Source organism: Haemophilus sp. SZY H35 (assembly GCF_018829705.1).
In the GTDB taxonomy this organism is placed as follows: domain Bacteria; phylum Pseudomonadota; class Gammaproteobacteria; order Enterobacterales; family Pasteurellaceae; genus Haemophilus; species Haemophilus haemolyticus_K.
The window spans coordinates 734,990-753,855 of sequence record NZ_JAHKJZ010000001.1; the positions used below are offsets into that span (position 1 = coordinate 734,990).

General features: G+C 39.8%; 17 protein-coding genes. 8 read left to right on the top strand and 9 right to left on the bottom strand.

The genetic code is table 11. The annotated features are described in order from the left end of the window. Positions 1–7 precede the first annotated feature (7 nt). From yidC to rpmH, 4 genes are read right to left on the bottom strand one after another with little or no spacing between them, the layout of a single operon-like run. Positions 8–1,636 carry a membrane protein insertase YidC gene (gene yidC, locus KP710_RS03410; protein WP_048954259.1) on the bottom strand — a complete coding sequence of 543 codons (1,629 nt, stop codon included), beginning with the start codon at positions 1,634–1,636 and terminating at the stop codon, positions 8–10. Next, positions 1,636–1,896: a membrane protein insertion efficiency factor YidD gene (gene yidD / locus KP710_RS03415; protein ID WP_005631409.1), complete on the bottom strand. Its 261-nt coding sequence runs from the start codon at positions 1,894–1,896 to the stop codon at positions 1,636–1,638. Before yidD ends, yidC begins: the two co-directional genes overlap by 1 nt. Beyond that, a complete protein-coding gene (rnpA, locus tag KP710_RS03420; protein ID WP_032803246.1) occupies positions 1,860–2,219 on the bottom strand; it encodes a ribonuclease P protein component in 360 nt (119 codons plus the stop codon). Before rnpA ends, yidD begins: the two co-directional genes overlap by 37 nt. 12 nt (positions 2,220–2,231) lie before the next feature. Then, entirely contained in the window at positions 2,232–2,366 is a 135-nt protein-coding gene (rpmH, locus tag KP710_RS03425) for a 50S ribosomal protein L34 (protein ID WP_005539760.1), read from the bottom strand. Positions 2,367–2,620: 254 nt separating this feature from the next. Here rpmH and dnaA point away from each other — a divergent pair, with 254 nt between their 5' ends. Genes dnaA through recF form a run of 3 tightly spaced genes read left to right on the top strand, consistent with a single transcriptional unit; the run spans position 2,621 to position 6,179 of the window. Continuing rightward, positions 2,621–3,985 (top strand): chromosomal replication initiator protein DnaA, encoded by a 1,365-nt coding sequence (dnaA, locus tag KP710_RS03430; protein ID WP_140450180.1) that lies wholly within the window; start codon positions 2,621–2,623, stop codon positions 3,983–3,985. Between the two features lie 12 nt (positions 3,986–3,997). Next, a complete protein-coding gene (gene dnaN, locus KP710_RS03435) occupies positions 3,998–5,098 on the top strand; it encodes a DNA polymerase III subunit beta (protein ID WP_140450179.1) in 1,101 nt (366 codons plus the stop codon). Position 5,099: 1 nt separating this feature from the next. Further along, positions 5,100–6,179 carry a DNA replication/repair protein RecF gene (gene recF / locus KP710_RS03440; protein WP_140450178.1) on the top strand — a complete coding sequence of 360 codons (1,080 nt, stop codon included), beginning with the start codon at positions 5,100–5,102 and terminating at the stop codon, positions 6,177–6,179. A gap of 40 nt (positions 6,180–6,219) precedes the next feature. Here recF and leuD read toward each other — a convergent pair whose 3' ends face one another. From leuD to leuA, 4 genes are all read right to left on the bottom strand, one after another. Then, complete coding sequence (leuD, locus tag KP710_RS03445; RefSeq protein ID WP_111407096.1) at positions 6,220–6,822, bottom strand: 3-isopropylmalate dehydratase small subunit; 603 nt, start codon at positions 6,820–6,822, stop codon at positions 6,220–6,222. 10 nt (positions 6,823–6,832) lie between these two features. Further along, positions 6,833–8,242, bottom strand: coding sequence for a 3-isopropylmalate dehydratase large subunit (leuC, locus tag KP710_RS03450; protein ID WP_111407095.1), 1,410 nt, complete (start codon positions 8,240–8,242; stop codon positions 6,833–6,835). Positions 8,243–8,330: 88 nt separating this feature from the next. Beyond that, on the bottom strand, positions 8,331–9,407 hold the full coding sequence (leuB, locus tag KP710_RS03455) for a 3-isopropylmalate dehydrogenase (protein WP_111407094.1): 1,077 nt from the start codon (positions 9,405–9,407) through the stop codon (positions 8,331–8,333). Between the two features lie 84 nt (positions 9,408–9,491). Further along, positions 9,492–11,039 (bottom strand): 2-isopropylmalate synthase, encoded by a 1,548-nt coding sequence (leuA, locus tag KP710_RS03460; RefSeq protein ID WP_111407093.1) that lies wholly within the window; start codon positions 11,037–11,039, stop codon positions 9,492–9,494. Positions 11,040–11,568: 529 nt separating this feature from the next. Here leuA and dprA point away from each other — a divergent pair. Continuing rightward, positions 11,569–12,690, top strand: coding sequence for a DNA-processing protein DprA (gene dprA / locus KP710_RS03465; RefSeq protein ID WP_111407450.1), 1,122 nt, complete (start codon positions 11,569–11,571; stop codon positions 12,688–12,690). Between the two features lie 67 nt (positions 12,691–12,757). Here dprA and KP710_RS03470 read toward each other — a convergent pair whose 3' ends face one another. Further along, entirely contained in the window at positions 12,758–13,054 is a 297-nt protein-coding gene (locus KP710_RS03470; RefSeq protein ID WP_048954276.1) for a cell division protein ZapA, read from the bottom strand. Between the two features lie 148 nt (positions 13,055–13,202). Here KP710_RS03470 and polA point away from each other — a divergent pair, with 148 nt between their 5' ends. The 4 genes from polA (at position 13,203) to KP710_RS03490 (ending at position 18,860) form a co-directional block, all read left to right on the top strand. Beyond that, positions 13,203–16,010 (top strand): DNA polymerase I, encoded by a 2,808-nt coding sequence (gene polA, locus KP710_RS03475; protein ID WP_048954277.1) that lies wholly within the window; start codon positions 13,203–13,205, stop codon positions 16,008–16,010. Between the two features lie 11 nt (positions 16,011–16,021). Further along, positions 16,022–16,336, top strand: a complete 315-nt coding sequence (locus KP710_RS03480) for a cupin domain-containing protein (RefSeq protein WP_048954279.1) — start codon at positions 16,022–16,024, stop codon at positions 16,334–16,336. A gap of 10 nt (positions 16,337–16,346) precedes the next feature. Beyond that, the gene (locus KP710_RS03485; protein ID WP_111407092.1) at positions 16,347–17,651 is read left to right on the top strand and encodes an L-cysteine desulfidase family protein; all 1,305 of its coding nucleotides are present in this window, start codon (positions 16,347–16,349) and stop codon (positions 17,649–17,651) included. A 165-nt stretch (positions 17,652–17,816) separates the two neighbouring features. After that, positions 17,817–18,860 (top strand): YeeE/YedE family protein, encoded by a 1,044-nt coding sequence (locus KP710_RS03490; protein WP_111407091.1) that lies wholly within the window; start codon positions 17,817–17,819, stop codon positions 18,858–18,860. Positions 18,861–18,866 lie beyond the last annotated feature (6 nt).

An 18,866-nucleotide genomic window follows, 5' to 3' on the forward strand; every position in this document is an offset into this window, starting at 1 on the left:
TTTAAGATTATTTCTTACGAGAATGTAATCCCTTTTTCTCTAATCCACGGTAAATCAATTGCTGTTGTGCAATTGTAATTAAGTTAGAAACTAACCAATACAACACTAAACCAGCAGGGAACCATAAGAAGAAGAACATAAACACTAATGGCATAAAGTTCATCACTTTTTGCTGCATTGGATCAGCCACTGGTGTTGGCGACATTTTTTGCAACAAGAACATTGAGATACCCATTAAAATAGGGAAAATATAATAAGGATCTTGTGCTGATAAATCTTGAATCCAACCAAAGAACGGAGCATGGCGTAGTTCAACAGCTTCCATAAATGTCCAATACAATGCAATGAAGATTGGCATTTGAAGAAGAATTGGCAAACAACCACCAAGTGGATTTACTTTTTCTTCTTTATAAAGTTTCATCATTTCTTGGCTCATACGTTGGCGATCATCACCAAAACGCTCACGCATTTCTTGCATTTTAGGTTGCAACATACGCATTTTAGCCATTGAAGTATATTGTGCTTTCGTAAGTGGATACAAAATTGCTTTCACCACGATTGTTACACAGATAATCGCTAAGCCCCAGTTAGATACAATCCCTTGAATAAAGGTTAATAACCAGAATAACGGTTTAGCAATAAACCAAGCCCAACCGTAATCAACTGTTAAATCTAAATGGTTTGCTACGGTAGCCATTTGATTTTGAAGTTTAGGCCCAGTCCATAATGAACTTGTAATCGTCTCTTGACCACCAGCAGGAATTGTCACAACTGGACCACGATAACCGATTGAAGCGACATTATTTTTAGTATCTGTAATTGTGTAAAGTTGATTATTTACATCTTGATTAGGAATCCAGGCAGATACGAAATAATGCTGTAATACTGCAACCCAACCAGCTTTAGTATCAATAGAAAGATTATTATCTTTCATATCGCCAAAACTATATTTTTTATAGTTTGTTTCTGAAGAAGAATATGCGCCACCAGTATAAGTTGGCATTGCGACATTACCAGAGCTTTCAACAATAGAATGTTTTAATTGACCATAAGGCTCCACTTCAATAGCTTGACCACTTTGGTTATCAATCTTGTAATCTACGCCTAAATCATAGCTACCACGTTTTAATACGAAGATTTTTTGATAAGTTACACCATCTTTTTCAAAAAGAAGAGGCACAGAAAGAGATTCTTGACCATCTGCTAATTTAAAATTATCACCTTCAATTTGATATTGCGCACGACCGGAACGAGTATCGATACCGTTTTTACCAATTAAACCACTTTGCGCAATATACACATGTTCTTTGGTGTCTTTTAATAACTCAAACGGTGTTTTTGAATCCAATTCTGCATCATATTTTAATAATTCAGAACTAATTACATCACCGCCTAAAGTATCAACTTTCAAACGAAGTACATCGTTTTCAAGAGTAATAATACGGCCATGAGTTTGAGAATCTGCTACGACTTGTGAATTAGAAGAAGGAGAACTTGCCGGAACATCAGAATTGGCTGTCATTGAAGTTGTTTGCTCAGTTGGCACTTGTGGATTTTTATCCAACTGCCATTGCTGATAAACAAGGAAAGAAATAAAAATTAGCGCTAACACTAATAGGCTACGTCTTGAGTCCATTATTTTTTCTCATCGTTATTATTGATTTTAGGTGGAACAGGATCGAATCCACCAGCGTTCAAGGGGTGACATTTTAATACACGTTTTAGAGTAAGCCAACTACCTTTTAACAATCCATGTGTTTTTAACGCTTCAATGCCATAGCAAGAACAAGTGGGCACAAACCGACAACGAGGCCCGATAAGAGGACTAATAACAAGTTGATAGAAACGAATAAATCCAATTAAGATTTTTGCACCAAACGAATGTGTCGTTGCCATAATTTTTCTAAGATTTGCACAAAAGAGCTATTATCAAGCTTACCAATACCACCTTTTGCAACAAAAACAAAATCACATGCTGGTAAACGATGTTGCGATAAACGAAAACTTTCTCGTACTAAGCGTTTAATACGATTACGATCATGGGCTCGTTTTAAGTGTTTTTTAGCCACAGTCAAACCTAAGCGAGGATGCTCAAGATTATTTTTTCTGGCAAGGATGGTTATTTCTGGAGTGCTAGCTCTGAACGGTTGTTCGAAGACATTTTTGAATTGAACGGGAGTTAACAAACGTAACTCCCTTGAAAAGTTCAGCTTAACCACTAAGAACGGTGATTATGCAGATAAACTTTTACGACCTTTAGCACGACGACGCGCTAAAACTTGACGGCCATTTTTAGTTGCCATACGAGCACGGAAACCGTGAGTACGACTACGTTTTAATACAGAAGGTTGAAATGTACGTTTCATTGTAATCTACCTAAATCCAGATTATAAGTTAATAAAAATAGAGCGCAATTTTAATCATAAAATACGCGTTCGTCAAATAAGAAACGGAAATTTTTCGGGAAAAACTCTCGAACTTCCAAAATCGGGGGGATTATACGGATTTTTGTATAAATCTCAAGCCGATTTTTTAGAAGATCTTTCCACGCATTTATTGTAAAATCTCCGCCAATTTTTACCGCACTTTTCTCTATTACAAAAACAACAAGGATCCTTTTGTGAATCTCTCAAATCTTTGGCAAAGTTGCCTGTTACAACTTCAAGATCAAGTTTCGGCCAGCGATCTTAGCACTTGGCTTCGTCCTTTACAGGCTGATGTGGTGGCGGATAACCACATTGTTCTATATGCTTCTAATATGTTTGTGAAAGGTTGGGTAGAAACTCATTATCTCGCACAAATCCAGCAAATTTGTCAAACACTTGCACAAAATCCTGAACTTCGAATTTCTTTAAAAGAAGGGGTCAAACCTGCACCTAAAGTAGTAGAAAGTGCACCAAGTGGCAATCCTAAAACAGAAAGTGCGGTAGATTTTCAAGCTGAATCTAGTGCTTCAGTAAAATTTGAATCCCATCTAAATACTAAACACTTATTTGATAACTTTGTTGAAGGTAAATCGAACCAACTCGCACGTGCAGTTGGTCAAAAACTTGCTCAAGCGCCAGGTGAACCTTCAGCCAATCCATTCTTCTTATATGGTGGTACAGGTTTAGGGAAAACCCACTTATTACACGCGATTGGCAACGGTATTTTAGCCAATAAACCGAATGCGCGTGTGCTTTATATTCACGCAAATAACTTTATGCAACATATGGTAAAAGCAGTGCGTGATAATAAAATGGATCAATTCAAAAAATTCTATCGTTCTCTCGATGCGCTTTTAGTGGACGATATTCAATTCTTCGCTGAAAAAGAAAAAACTCAAGAAGAATTCTTCCATATATTCAATAACTTATTTGAAACTGGTCGCCAAATTATCTTAACATCGGATCGTTATCCTAAAGAAATTGAAAGAATTGAAGAACGTTTAAAATCACGTTTTGGCTGGGGCTTAACAACAGCCATTGAGCCACCCGATCTTGAAACGCGTGTAGCGATTTTATTGAAAAAGGCAGAAGAACATAATATGAACTTGCCAGAAGAAGTCGCTTTCTTCATTGCTCAACGCTTACGTACCAATGTTCGTGAACTTGAAGGAGCGTTAAATCGCGTGAAAGCAATGCAAGACTTCAAAGGCGGTGACATTGATATTGATTTCGTGCGTGACACTTTAAAAGATATTTTGGCTCTGCAAGAACGCTTGGTTACCATTGAAAATATTCAAAAAGTGGTGGCTGAATATTATCGAATTAAGGTTTCAGATTTAAAATCAAAAAGTCGTGCACGCTCGGTGACTCGTCCTCGTCAAATTGCCATGGCATTAGCAAAAGAATTAACAAACCGCAGTTTGCCTGAAATCGGTCGCGCATTTGACCGTGATCACACGACCGTATTAAACGCTTGTCGCGAAGTCCCAAAATTCCGCGAACAAGACAATAGTATTCAAGAAGATTGGGCGAATTTAATCCGCACTTTGTCCGCATAAAAGGAGAACGCAATGCAATTTAGTATTTCAAGAGAAAATTTATTAAAACCGTTGCAACAAGTATGTGGCGTATTGAGTAGTCGTCCAAACATTCCTGTATTAAACAATGTGTTGTTGCAAATTGAAGACAATCGATTGACTATCACAGGCACAGATTTGGAAGTCGAATTATCGAGTCAAACTCAGATTTCATCGTCTTCTGAAAATGGCACCTTTACGATTCCAGCAAAAAAATTCTTAGATATTTGCCGCACTTTATCTGATGATTCAGAAATCACGGTTACGTTTGAAGAAGACCGTGCATTAGTGCAGTCTGGGCGCAGCCGTTTTACACTAACAACTCAACCTGCAGAAGAATATCCTAACCTCACTGATTGGCAGTCTGAAGTAGATTTTGAACTACCGCAAAATACCTTGCGCCGTTTAATTGAAACCACTCAATTTTCCATGGCAAACCAAGATGCCCGCTATTTCTTAAATGGTATGAAGTTTGAAACAGAAGGCAATTTATTGCGTACTGTGGCAACAGATGGCCATAGACTTGCGGTGTGTACTATCTCACTTGAACAAGAATTACAAAATCATTCGGTGATTTTACCGCGTAAAGGCGTGTTAGAACTTGTTCGTTTATTAGAAACAAGCGATGAACCCGCGCGTTTACAAATCGGTACCAACAATTTACGTATTCATCTAAAAAACATTGTATTTACATCAAAATTAATTGATGGTCGTTTCCCTGACTATCGCCGAGTGTTGCCTCGTAATGCAACGAAAATTGTCGAAGGCAGCTGGGAAATTCTTAAACAAGCCTTTGTTCGCGCATCAATCTTATCGAATGAGCGCGTGCGTAGCGTGCGTTTAAACTTAAGCGAAAACCAACTAAAAATTACAGCCTCCAACACCGAACATGAAGAAGCGGAAGAAATTGTAGATGTCAATTACAATGGAGAAGAATTAGAGGTCGGCTTTAATGTCACCTATATTCTTGATGTGCTAAATGCGCTTAAGTGCAATCAAGTTCGCATGCGCCTAACTGATGCATCTTCTAGTTGCTTAATCGAAAACTGTGAAGACAGCAGTAGCGAATATGTAATTATGCCAATGCGTTTATAATATGGCGATTTCGCGCTTACTGGTCGAAAAATTTCGTAACTTAACAGCCGTGGATCTTGATTTTGATCCCGGCTTTAACTTTTTGGTCGGCAACAATGGCAGCGGGAAAACAAGCCTATTAGAAGCGATTTTTTATCTCGGTCACGGACGCTCATTCAAAAGTGCGGTAACAAATCGCATCATTTCTTACGACGAACCTCACTTTACCTTATTTGGACAAATACAAGAAAGCCAACATCAATGGTCAGTGGGATTACAAAAACTTCGTCAAGGCAACACGTTAGTAAAAATTAACGGTGAAGATGGCAATAAAATTTCCGATCTTGCTCATCTTTTACCAATGCAATTAATCACCCCAGAAGGCTTAACCTTATTGAATGGTGGGCCAAGTTATCGTCGAGCATTTTTGGATTGGGGACTTTTTCATCATCAAACAAGTTTTTATGCAGCTTGGAGCAATCTCAATCGATTACTCAAACAGCGAAATGCCGCCCTTGCACAAAATCAGCCCTACTCCGCTATTAAAGTTTGGGATGTCGAGCTTGCCAAACTTGCTCATCAAGTGAGTCAATGGCGTGCCGAATATGCAGAAGCACTACGCCCTGAAATCGAACAAACTTGCCAACTTTTCCTCCCTGAATTAGAAATTAATGTCAGCTTTCATCAAGGATGGGAAAAAAATACAGATTACGCAGAGGTTCTTGAGCAAAATTTTGAACGAGATCGTGCCTTAAATTACACATTTTCTGGACCTCAAAAAGCTGATTTTCGTTTCAAAGGACAAGGATTGCCAGTGGAAGATGTACTTTCTCGTGGACAACTTAAACTTTTAATGTGCGCATTGAGACTGGCTCAAGGCGAGCATTTAATGAAAGAAAAGCAACGCCATTGTATTTTTTTAATCGATGATTTTGCATCAGAATTGGATCAATATAAGCGAGCATTGTTGGCAGAACGATTACAACAAAGCGGTTCACAAGTATTTGTTACCGCCATTACTCAAGAACAATTAAAAGAGATGCAAGTCAAAAACAGAAAAATGTTTTCAGTCGATAATGGAATCATTAAAACGTTAGATTAGATCAAAAAGTACGGTGAAAAATCACCGCACTTTTATCTTTTTAGCGCAAGAACGCTGGGATGTTTTTCTCGTATTCTGAGATTTTGTCTTCGTGTTGAAGGGTTAAACCAATATTATCCAATCCGTTTAACAAACAATGACGGCGGAATTCATCCAGTTCAAAGTGATATACTTTATCCCCTACAGTAACCGTCATCGCTTCTAAATCCACATGGATTTGTTTGCCTTCATTTGCCCACACCCACTGGAAGATTTCTTCCACTTCCTCTTCGCTTAAACGAATTGGTAACATGTGGTTGTTTAAACTATTGTTATAGAAAATATCCGCAAAACTTGGTGCGATCATCACTTTGAAACCATAATCGGCTAATGCCCAAGGTGCATGTTCACGCGAAGAACCACAGCCAAGGTTTTTACGCGCTAATAAAATGGTCGCGCCTTGATATTGTGGATAATTCAATACAAAATCTGGGTTTGGCTTGGTGCCTTCTACATCCAAATAACGCCATTCATGGAATAAGTGTTTACCGAAACCTACACGGGTAATAGCTTGTAAAAATTGTTTTGGAATAATCGCATCCGTATCCACGTTTGCCACATCCAATGGCACTACTAAGCCTGAAAGTTGTTTAAATCCTGCCATTTTCTGCTCCTTAGTTTAATGTTACGTCACGAATATCAACAAATTTACCGAACATTCCCGCTGCTGCTGCCATCGCAGGACTCACTAAGTGGGTGCGGCCATTACGCCCTTGGCGACCTTCAAAGTTACGGTTTGACGTGGAAGCACAACGTTCCCATTCGCCTAAACGGTCATCGTTCATCCCTAAACACATTGAGCAGCCAGGGTTACGCCATTCAGCGCCTGCCTCAATAAAGATTTTATCCAAGCCTTCTTTTTCCGCTTGTTCTTTCACTAAACCGGAACCTGGTACCACTAAAATCCGTTTTACATTGTCGGCTTTTTTACGACCTTTCATCACTGCCGCTGCTGCGCGTAAATCTTCAATGCGCGAGTTGGTGCAAGATCCGATAAATACTTGATCAACTTTAACTTCTTTTAAATTAGTGCCAGCTTCTAAGCCAATATAATGTAAGGCTTTTTCTGCCGAAGCACGCTGTACAGGATCTGCCATTTCTTGCGGATTTGGTACGGTTTCATTCACAGAGATCACCTGCCCCGGGTTGGTACCCCAAGTTACTTGTGGTGCGATATTTTTTGCTTCTAATGTTACCACCGTATCAAATTTTGCATCGTCATCAGATTTTAAGGTTTTCCAATAATCAACAGCATCATACCAATCTTTACCTTTTGGTGCATGTGGACGACCTTTTAAGTATTCGAAAGTCGTTTCATCCGGTGCGATTAAACCTGCTTTCGCGCCCATTTCAATTGCCATATTACATACGGTCATACGGCCTTCCATAGAAAGATCACGAATCGCTTCACCACAGAATTCCACCACATGGCCTGTGCCACCTGCCATGGTGGTTTTACCGATAATGGCAAGAATAATGTCTTTGGCAGTAATGCCCGGTGCCACTTTGCCGCGAACTTCAATTTTCATGCTTTTGGCACGTGCTTGTTTTAGTGTTTGAGTGGCTAATACGTGTTCCACTTCAGAAGTGCCAATACCAAATGCTAAAGCACCGAAAGCACCGTGAGTAGCTGTATGGGAGTCACCGCAGACTATAGTCATACCTGGCAAAGTTAAGCCTTGCTCAGGCCCCATCACATGTACGATTCCCTGCTCTTTCGTTGTCATATCAAATAATTTGATACCCGTCGCTTTGGTATTTTTATCAAGTTCTAACACTTGAATTTTAGCTTGACCTTCAAGTTTGTTCACATCGCGTACTTGAGTAGAAATGCTGTGATCCATGGTACCGAAAGTTTTATTCACTTGGCGCACTTGGCGCCCCGCAACACGTAGCCCATCAAAGGCTTGCGGACTAGTCACTTCATGGATTAAATGACGGTTGATATACAAAATCGGCGTTTCGCCCTCTGCTTCATACACAATGTGCGAATCAAATAATTTTTCGTAAAGTGTTTTTGCCATAATATTTCTCAATTCGTTAGAGGCTTTTGTTAGGGTAAGTGCGGTTAAAATCCGAGGTATTTTTGAACCGCACTTTCATTGTTTTTTATTAGATTGCGTCAGCAATCAATGTGCCCATTTCCGCAGTTGAAACAGGTGTAGAGTCATCGGCTAAATCACCCGTACGGTAACCTTTTGCTAAGACTTTTTGTACCGCATTTTCAATGGCATCTGCGGCTTCGTTTAAGTTGAAGCTGTAACGCAACATCATCGCGGCAGAAAGAATTTGTGCGATTGGGTTGGCAATGCCTTTACCTGCAATATCAGGGGCTGAACCGCCTGCAGGTTCATATAAACCGAAACCGTCTTCATTTAAACTGGCGGATGGCAACATCCCCATAGAACCCGTGATCATCGCCGCTTCATCAGAAATAATATCGCCGAAAATGTTAGAGCAGAGGAGCACATCGAAAGACTCAGGTGCTTTGATTATTTGCATGGTCGCATTGTCGATATAAATATGCTCTAAGGTGACTTCTGGATATTCTTTTGCAATTTCTGTCACGGTTTCACGCCATAAAATAGAAGACTGTAATACGTTCGCTTTATCCACAGAAGTGACTTTTTTATTGCGCTTCATTGCTGCCTCAAAAGCGGCTCTAGCAATACGCTCGATTTCATATTTGTAATACACTTCCGTATCAAATGCTTTGGTTTGTGCGCCTTCGCCCTCACGGCCTTTAGGCTGACCGAAATAAATTCCGCCTGTTAATTCACGAACCACCACCATATCAAAACCTTTCGCAGCAATATCAGCACGTAATGGACAGAATTTTTCGAGTCCTTTATAAAGGGTAGCAGGGCGGAGATTGCAGAATAATTTGAAATGTTTACGCAATGGTAATAATGCACCGCGTTCTGGTTGTTGATCAGGTGGTAAATTTGTCCATTTAGGGCCACCAACAGAACCAAACAAAATCGCGTCAGCTTCATCACAGCCTTTTAAAGTTTCTGTTGGTAATGGGCAACCACAATGATCAATGGCTGCACCACCTACATAAAACTCGTTGAAGTTAAGTTTAAAACCAAATTTTTCTTGAACTTTGTTTAATACCTTAATCGCTTCCGCCATTACTTCAGGGCCAATACCATCGCCTGGTAATACAGCTACATTGTATGATTGCATATTATTTTTCCTATTTCTTTCACACTAAAGTGCGGTTAATTTTCTTCATATTTTCTCCTCTCTTTTGTAAAGAGGGGAATTTGGTTAATGATGTTTATGGCTTTTAATATCGGCGACTTTATGCGCTCGATAAATCGCATTGATCGCGTGGACTAAAGCAAGTGCGGAAGATTCAACAATGTCTGTCGCTAAACCAACACCATGGAATTTACGGCCTTCGTGTTCAACTACTATATCCACTTGCCCTAATGCTTCTGCGCCCTCGCCTTTAGCGGTTAAGTTATAGTGAGACATTTTGATTTCTAAGCCAGTCAAATTTAAGATTGCGTTATAAACCGCATCCACAGGACCATTACCGCCAATTGAAGACGTACTTAATTTCTCGCCATCCAACTTCAATTGAACAAAGGCTGTTGCTGGATATTCTTTCGTTGAATGAGCAGAAAGTTTATCTAATACTAAACGATCTTCATCACCTTGTTGCATATCAATAAACGCCAATGCTTCCAAATCATAATCAAACACTTGACCTTTTTTATCGGCTAATTTTAAGAAGGCATCGTACAATTTATCCAAATCGTAATCTTGTTCGTTATAGCCCATATCTGTCATATGACCTTTCACAGCCGCGCGACCAGAACGTGCAGTTAAATTCAATTTTTCTTTTTTCAAACCGATCGTTTCTGGAGACATGATTTCGTAGGTATTTTTGTTTTTCAACATACCATCTTGATGGATGCCAGAAGAGTGCGCAAAAGCATTTGAACCCACAATGGCTTTATTCGGCTGAATCGGCATATTGCAAAGCTGGCTAACCATTTGACTCACACGATGAATTTCTTGAGTATTGATACGAGTATCTACACCCATAAATTCTTGGCGAACTTTCATTGCCATCACCACTTCTTCCAAGGCGGTATTGCCTGCGCGCTCGCCGATACCGTTGATAGTACATTCAATTTGACGCGCACCATTTTGTACTGCAGTTAAAGAATTAGCGGTTGCCATACCTAAGTCATTATGGCAATGCACAGAAATCACAGCTTTATCGATATTTGGCACGCGATTGCGCACTTGAGCAATAATGTTGCCGTATTCATTTGGTAAACAAAAACCTACTGTATCGGGAATATTTACTGTAGTTGCACCTGCATTGATTGCGGCTTCTACAATTCGGCAGATATTATCAATACCTGTACGGCCGGCATCTTCGCAAGAAAACTCAACATCATCCGTATAATTACGTGCGCGTTTCACTGCTGCAACTGCCATTCCTACCACATCATCAAAAGAACGTTTTAATTTCGCTTCAACGTGCAATGCGGAACTTGCAATAAAAGTATGAATACGGAATGCCTCAGCAACTTTCAATGCCTCGTATGCGGCATCAATGTCTTTATCTACAGCTCGAGATAATGCGGCAACACGAGAGTTTTTGATATGACGCGCAATGGTTTGAACAGACTCAAAATCTCCTTGAGAAGAAACGGGGAACCCCACTTCCATTACATCCACGCCTAAACGTTCAAGTGCTAAAGCGATCTGTAATTTCTCTTTTACCGTCAAACTTGCTTTTAATGCCTGTTCCCCATCACGCAATGTGGTATCAAAAATAATAACGCGATCTGTCATAATTTATATCCTTCTTAAATCACTCCGAAAGTGCGGCGCATTTTCCTGTATTTTTTAGACAAAAAACCCGCAGCTTATAAAGTGCGGGTTTAAAATTGGGTATTTACATCTGACGTTTTTCATCCACAACTTAGCCGCACACAAAATGTGAGAGCAGCAGGTTGAGAGATAAAGAAACAATACGAGACATAAATAAAAATCCTTCTGTGTAAAACGCTTTTCATATTACGAATAAAAAACTGGCTGTCAAACTATTTTTTAGCGTTTTATATCAAAAACAATCATTCAAACACAAAATAAAATATACATTTAACTAATAAATTTAAAATAAAAAGAATATTCAACCAAGTTGATTACATTTAGCAAATTTTTATTATTGAATTTTTTACATTTTCAAAATAAGAAAATTTTGCAATTTTTTACTCATCGAAAAGAATTTTTGCGATCTGCATCGCAAAATGCTTTCGAGTTAATCGTTTCTTTCACTCGTTTTTTCCATACTAAATTTTCAAATCAAAAAGGAAAAAGCATGCACGATATTACTTATACGCTACTCCGCCTAATGCAAGTCCCTAAACTTGGCGGAGTGGGCATTGATAAAATTTTATCCAATATTACGCTAGATGAGTTGCTCAATTATGATGATGTTGCTTTTCGACAAATGGGATGGGGAGCCATTCAAATTCGTCGTTGGTTCAAGCCTGAAGCAAAATTTATTGAGCCAGCGCTAGAGTGGTCACAAAAAGATGGAAATCATTTGGTGAATTATTTTTCCCCTTTTTACCCCTTTCTATTGAAACAGATAGCGAGCTTTCCTCCTCTGCTATTTGTAAAAGGAAATTTAACCGCACTTTCACAACGTCAAATTGCTATGGTGGGAAGTCGCTACTGCACAGCTTATGGTGAATATTGGGCTAAATATTTTGCTACGGAACTTTCATTGGCTGGCTTTACGATTACCAGTGGACTTGCGTTGGGAATAGATGGGCATTGCCATCAAGCAGTTGTTGATATTCAAGGACAAACCATTGCAGTTTTAGGAAGCGGATTAGAACAAATTTATCCCGTAAAGCACCGAAAACTTTCAGAACTCATTTTGCAAAACAACGGTACATTAGTTTCTGAGTTTTTACCAAACCAAGCACCAATTGCGATAAACTTCCCTCGTCGTAATAGGATTATTAGCGGGGTTTCGGTTGGGACATTAGTGGTTGAAGCCACGGAAAAAAGCGGCTCTCTGATTACCGCTCGGTATGCATTGGAACAAAACCGAGAGGTTTTTGCTGTGCCAGGCAATATTCAAAGTGAATTTAGCCAAGGTTGTAATCGTCTCATTAAACAAGGCGCAATGTTGGTGGAAAATGCAAAAGATATTTTAGAAACTCTCTACCAACATTCTATTCATAGCCAAACTGAAATTGATTTTAACCAGATCGCAGTGCCTAATTACACGCCACCACCCGATCCTCGCCGATTAGTGGAAGCACCAAGTCACCCGAAACTTTACTCGCGTATCGGTTACACTCCTGTGAGCATTGATGATTTAGCTGAAGAATTTGGACTCAGCGTGGATGTTTTACTCGTACAATTACTAGATCTTGAATTACAAGATTTAATTTTGAATGAAAATGGACTATACAAGCGTGTCTAACGCTATAAAAAACGGCTGAAAATCATTAAATTTTCAGCCACACTTAAATCACAATTAATCACTGATTTTATTCTTTTAATACTCGAACACTTCCTAAAGAATGATCCAATTGCTGGATTTTCGTTCTCAACACATCTTCTATTTGTAGTGTTTTATTCTTTTCTTGTGTTAATTCAAAACTCAAATTGAGCGCCACAATCGAAAGCACACGATCAAGCTGAATAAGGCCTGTCTTTTCCTTCATTTCGGAAACCAATATATCTAAATTACGCGCAGCTTGGCGCAATAATTCTTCTTGTTCAACGGGCACGTTTAAACGCAAGACCTGACCCAAAACTAAAATTTCGACCAATTTTAACGACATTTGATTTCCTTAAATTAAATATTTGAGTGACTGATATTATGCCATAGCAAAAAACGTTCGTCACAAATTTTACATTGAATCCCCCGTTCGCTCATCATCATAAATTACGCTATAATGCCAGCATTTTTCAGTTTAAAACGAGATTTTTATGGCCCAAATTGCAACAAATCCGCTTGTGCTAGTGGATGGTTCTTCTTATTTATATCGTGCATTTCATGCCTTTCCTCCTTTAACTAATGCCGCAGGTGAGCCAACAGGTGCAATGTACGGCGTGTTAAATATGTTAAAAAGCCTCATCTCACAAGTTCAACCTACTCATATAGCCGTTGTTTTTGATGCAAAAGGGAAAACATTTCGTGATGAAATGTTTGAACAGTATAAATCTCACCGCCCACCAATGCCTGATGATTTGCGCAAACAAATTCAGCCTTTGCACGATATGATTCGTGCACTGGGGATTCCGCTTTTAGTGGTGGAAGGGGTTGAAGCTGATGATGTGATCGGCACTCTCGCACTACAAGCATCGCGTTTGGGTAAAAAAGTGCTCATTAGTACTGGCGATAAAGATATGGCACAGTTAGTTGATGACAATATTATGCTCATCAACACCATGAATAATAGCTTATTGGATCGCGAGGGCGTGATTGAAAAATACGGTATTCCACCTGAACTCATTATTGATTATCTAGCACTCATGGGCGATAGTGCAGATAATATTCCGGGCGTTGCTGGCGTTGGCGAAAAAACCGCTCTTGGTTTACTGCAAGGTATCGGAAGTATGGCTGAAATTTATGCCAATCTTGAGAAAGTAGCAGAATTGCCAATTCGTGGGGCGAAAAAACTAGGTGAAAAATTATTGGCAGAAAAAACTAATGCCGATCTTTCTTATACATTAGCAACCATCAAAACAGATGTTGAACTTAACGTGACAACAGATGAATTGTTGCTTGGAGAAAGCAAAAATGATCAACTTATTGAATATTTTGCTCGCTACGAATTTAAACGCTGGCTTAATGAAGTGATAAATGGCGCAGACTCCATAACCCAAACCGGTGAACAACCAGTGAAAATGAACCAGTATCAGGCGACATCACCAGCTCAAAATTCGGTGGGAAATAGTGCGGTGGAGAACGCGCCTAAAATTCAAATCGATCGTACAAAATATGAAACCTTGCTCACTCAAACAGATTTAACGCGCTGGATTGAAAAACTCAATGCAGCAAAACTCATTGCAGTCGATACTGAAACAGACAGTCTTGATTATATGTCTGCAAATTTAGTAGGTATCTCTTTTGGTCTTGAAAATGGCGAAGCAGCTTATTTACCATTGCAATTAGATTATTTGGATGCACCAAAAACACTCGAAAAATCGACCGCACTTGCGGCTATCAAACCAATTTTAGAAAATCCTGACATTCACAAAATTGGACAAAATATTAAATTTGATGAAAGTATTTTTGCCCGTCATGGCATTGAATTACAAGGTGTTGAATTTGATACGATGTTGCTTTCTTATACGCTAAATAGTACGGGTCGTCATAATATGGACGATTTAGCTAAACGTTATTTAGGGCATGAGACTATCGCATTTGAAAGCATTGCAGGAAAAGGGAAAGGTCAGCTTACGTTTAATCAAATTCCATTAGAACAAGCCACAGAATACGCGGCAGAAGATGCTGATGTGACAATGAAATTACAGCAAGCGCTGTGGTTGAAACTGCAAGAAGAACCAACACTTGTTGAATTATATAAAACAATGGAATTACCATTACTTCATGTGCTTTCTCGTATGGAACGCTCAGGCGTTTTGATTGATAGTGATGCCCTCTTTATACAATCTAACGAAATTGCTGCAAGATTAACCGCACTTGAGGAACAAGCTTACGCATTAGCAGGTCAGCCATTTAATTTGGCCTCCACCAAACAATTACAAGAAATTTTGTTCGATAAACTTGGACTACCTGTTTTACAAAAAACGCCAAAAGGTGCGCCATCAACGAATGAAGAAGTATTGGAAGAATTAGCCTATAGCCACGAATTACCAAAAATTTTGGTCGAACATCGTGGGTTGAGCAAACTCAAATCCACTTACACGGATAAACTGCCTCAAATGGTCAATTCACAAACAGGCCGAGTACATACTTCTTACCATCAAGCAGTCACGGCAACAGGGCGTTTATCATCAAGTGATCCAAACCTACAAAATATTCCAATTCGGAATGAAGAAGGTCGTCGTATTCGACAAGCATTTATCGCACGTGAAGGTTATTCTATTGTCGCCGCTGACTATTCTCAAATCGAGTTACGTATTATGGCGCATCTTTCGGGCGATCAAGGTTTAATTAACGCCTTCTCTCAGGGCAAGGATATTCACCGATCCACGGCTGCTGAAATTTTCGGTGTATCATTAGATGAAGTCTCCAGTGAGCAACGTCGCAATGCTAAAGCGATTAATTTCGGCTTAATTTATGGAATGTCTGCCTTTGGACTTTCACGTCAACTGGGAATTTCCCGTCCAGATGCACAAAAATACATGGATTTATATTTCCAACGCTACCCTGGCGTACAGCAATTTATGACCGATATCCGTGAAAAAGCGAAAGCACAAGGCTATGTGGAAACGCTATTTGGTCGCCGTTTATATTTACCTGATATTAATTCTAGCAACGCAATGCGTCGTAAAGGGGCTGAACGTGTAGCAATTAATGCACCGATGCAAGGCACGGCTGCAGATATTATTAAACGAGCGATGATTAAAATTGATGAAGTAATCCGTCACGATCCAGATATTGAAATGATTATGCAAGTACATGATGAATTAGTGTTTGAAGTGCGGTCAGAAAAAGTAGAATTTTTCCGTGAGCAAATTAAACAACACATGGAAGCCGCTGCTGAATTAGTCGTTCCATTGATTGTGGAAGTGGGTGTTGGACAAAATTGGGATAAAGCGCACTAAGGAATTTAATCATGAATAAAGTTATTAAAAGTCGCCACTTTACGGCAGAACGTGCTTGGGGAGCCCTCGATATTACCAATATGAATGGTATTTCCGTGCGTCTTCACTGGACAGATAAACCTTACAAATGGCATATCAATGACGGTGAAGAAGTCTTTGCAGTGATGGATGGTACGGTCGAAATGCGCTACAAAGAAAATGGCCAAGAGAAAGCCGTATTGCTCCATACGGGTGATATTTTTTATGCGAGTATCGGTACCGAACATGTAGCTCATCCACAAGGCGAAGCGCGTATATTAGTCATAGAGAAAGAAGACAGTATTTAAAAAGAATTTTATGAATCAAGAAAGACTCAACGAAATCGAAAAACCATTAATTCAAATTGTAGAACGCGATGTGGTTCCCGCACTTGGCTGTACTGAGCCTATTTCTCTGGCACTTGCAGCAGCAACAGCGGCTAAATATTTAGGAAAAATACCTGAACGCATTGAAGCCAAAGTGTCTCCTAACTTAATGAAAAATGGGTTAGGCGTTGCAGTACCAGGAACCGGCATGGTGGGCTTACCAATTGCCGCAGCGATTGGTGCTTTGGGCGGTGACCCTGAAGGTAAGTTAGAAGTGTTAAAGCACATCACGCCAGAGCAAGTTATTGCCGCCAAGACTATGCTTGAACAAAAATTAGTGAGTGTAGATATTCATCAAACCGAACATATTTTATATTCAGAATCAACATTGTTTGCCGATAATGATTACGTGAAAGTCGCAATTCAAGATCAACACACTAACATCATTTTGATTGAAAAAAATGGCGAGGTCATTTTTGAGAAAGAACACGATGAATGTAATGATTGCGATCCTTATGATATTTTCAAACAGGTGAGTGCACGTGAAATCTTTGAATTTTCTTGTGAAGTTGAGCTCGATAAAATCCGCTTTATCGGACAAGCTGCTGCGCTCAATCGTGCACTATCTAACGAAGGATTACGGGAAAATTACGGCCTACACATTGGTAGAACGTTACGTAAACAAGTTGGTAGCGGTTTAATGTCAGATGATTTACTCAGCAAAATCATGATTGAAACTACCGCAGCCTCCGATGCCCGTATGGGTGGAGCCACATTGCCAGCAATGAGCAATTCTGGTTCAGGTAACCAAGGGATTGCCGCTACTATGCCAGTAGTTGTAGTCGCCGATTATTTAAACGTGAGTGAAGAAAAATGCCTTCGAGCGCTCTTCTTATCACATTTAATGGCCATCTATATCCACAGTAAATTACCCAAACTGTCTGCCCTTTGCGCAGTAACAACTGCATCAATGGGAAGCTGTGCGGGTATCGCCTATTTGCTTACAGGTAAATTTGAAACGGTAAGTATGGGCATTTGTAGCATGATTGGTGACATCAGCGGAATCATCTGCGATGGTGCATCCAATAGCTGTGCAATGAAAGTCTCCACCAGCGTGGCTTCAGGCTATAAATCAGTACTTATGGCAATGGACGAAACCCATGTTACGGGCAATGAAGGTATCGTTGAGCATGATCTCGATCGCACTATCGATAATCTATGCTCAATTGCTTCTAAGAGTATGCACCACATCGATCGCCAAGTAATTGAAATTATGGTGAGTAAACCCTGCCCTTAACACTAAGATAACTTACGACAAAGTGCGGTCAGAAAACACTAAATTTTTTGACCGAACTTTTTTTATATCAAAAAAACATATTTTCTAGCTAAAAGTTATTGGCGCGACCTTCTTATTTTTTTAGAAAATACCGACCTACTTAGTTCTAAAAGAGAGGGAATATTTATGCTTTTAACCGGATTACTTTGTGGAATTTTACTCGGATTTGTGATGCAGCGTGGGCGCTTTTGTATTACTGGCGCATTTCGCGATATGTATGTCACCAAAAATAACAAAATGTTTGTAGCCCTTTTATTGGCGATTACCGTGCAATCTATAGGTTTCTTTCTCTTAAAAGAAATCGGTATATTAAATGTCGATCCAGCTGAAAATTTTGCCTTTTTAGCGGTGATTATCGGTGCCTTTGTGTTTGGTATCGGCATTGTTCTCGCTGGCGGTTGTGCAACAGGCACATGGTACCGAGCAGCAGAAGGCTTAGTCGGCAGTTGGGTTGCTTTATTCACTTATATGTTATTAAGTGCCATCATGCGTACTGGCCCATTAGGGGAATTCAATAAAACTTTACGTAGTATCAATATTGAACAACGAAATATTTACGATACATTCGGCATTTCACCTTGGTGGTTAGTCGCTCTATTAACTTTAGTGACAGCCTTTTATGTATATAAACATCTCAGCAAACCAAGCGTAAAAGTCGCGACATTAAAACCGAAGAAAACGGGACTTTCTCACTTATTATTTGAAAAACGCTGGCATCCATTTTTCTCTGCCGTATTAATCGGATTAATCGCGCTTGTCGCTTGGCCACTCAGTGTCGCTACAGGTCGTGAGTTTGGACTTGGGATCACGGGGCCATCCGCTAATATTATGCAATTCCTTGTTACTGGCGACGGTAAATTTATTAACTGGGGCGTATTCTTAGTCTTAGGAATTTTTATCGGCTCATTCATCGGAGCGAAAGCAAGCAATGAATTCCGTGTTCGCGTACCAGATGCCACCACGATTCTACGCAGCGGACTCGGCGGTATTCTCATGGGCATTGGTGCAACCCTTGCAGGTGGCTGCTCTATCGGCAATGGCTTAGTCGAAACCGCCTTTTTCTCTTGGCAAGGTTGGGTATCATTGCCATTGATGATTCTCGGCACTTGGGTGGCCGCCTACTTCACCATTATCCGTCCACAACGTTTAAAATTAACAAAAGCATCATAAGGAGTT

What these genes read in the sequence shown, in the direction of transcription:
- yidC (WP_048954259.1), bottom strand. Translation starts at nt 1,636, where the DNA reads ATGGACTCAAGACGTAGCCTATTAGTGTTAGCGCTAATTTTTATTTCT.
- yidD (WP_005631409.1), bottom strand. Translation starts at nt 1,896, where the DNA reads ATGGCAACGACACATTCGTTTGGTGCAAAAATCTTAATTGGATTTATT.
- rpmH (WP_005539760.1), bottom strand. Translation starts at nt 2,366, where the DNA reads ATGAAACGTACATTTCAACCTTCTGTATTAAAACGTAGTCGTACTCAC.
- dnaN (WP_140450179.1), top strand. Translation starts at nt 3,998, where the DNA reads ATGCAATTTAGTATTTCAAGAGAAAATTTATTAAAACCGTTGCAACAA.
- recF (WP_140450178.1), top strand. Translation starts at nt 5,100, where the DNA reads ATGGCGATTTCGCGCTTACTGGTCGAAAAATTTCGTAACTTAACAGCC.
- leuD (WP_111407096.1), bottom strand. Translation starts at nt 6,822, where the DNA reads ATGGCAGGATTTAAACAACTTTCAGGCTTAGTAGTGCCATTGGATGTG.
- leuC (WP_111407095.1), bottom strand. Translation starts at nt 8,242, where the DNA reads ATGGCAAAAACACTTTACGAAAAATTATTTGATTCGCACATTGTGTAT.
- leuB (WP_111407094.1), bottom strand. Translation starts at nt 9,407, where the DNA reads ATGCAATCATACAATGTAGCTGTATTACCAGGCGATGGTATTGGCCCT.
- leuA (WP_111407093.1), bottom strand. Translation starts at nt 11,039, where the DNA reads ATGACAGATCGCGTTATTATTTTTGATACCACATTGCGTGATGGGGAA.
- dprA (WP_111407450.1), top strand. Translation starts at nt 11,569, where the DNA reads ATGCACGATATTACTTATACGCTACTCCGCCTAATGCAAGTCCCTAAA.
- KP710_RS03470 (WP_048954276.1), bottom strand. Translation starts at nt 13,054, where the DNA reads ATGTCGTTAAAATTGGTCGAAATTTTAGTTTTGGGTCAGGTCTTGCGT.
- polA (WP_048954277.1), top strand. Translation starts at nt 13,203, where the DNA reads ATGGCCCAAATTGCAACAAATCCGCTTGTGCTAGTGGATGGTTCTTCT.
- KP710_RS03480 (WP_048954279.1), top strand. Translation starts at nt 16,022, where the DNA reads ATGAATAAAGTTATTAAAAGTCGCCACTTTACGGCAGAACGTGCTTGG.
- KP710_RS03485 (WP_111407092.1), top strand. Translation starts at nt 16,347, where the DNA reads ATGAATCAAGAAAGACTCAACGAAATCGAAAAACCATTAATTCAAATT.
- KP710_RS03490 (WP_111407091.1), top strand. Translation starts at nt 17,817, where the DNA reads ATGCTTTTAACCGGATTACTTTGTGGAATTTTACTCGGATTTGTGATG.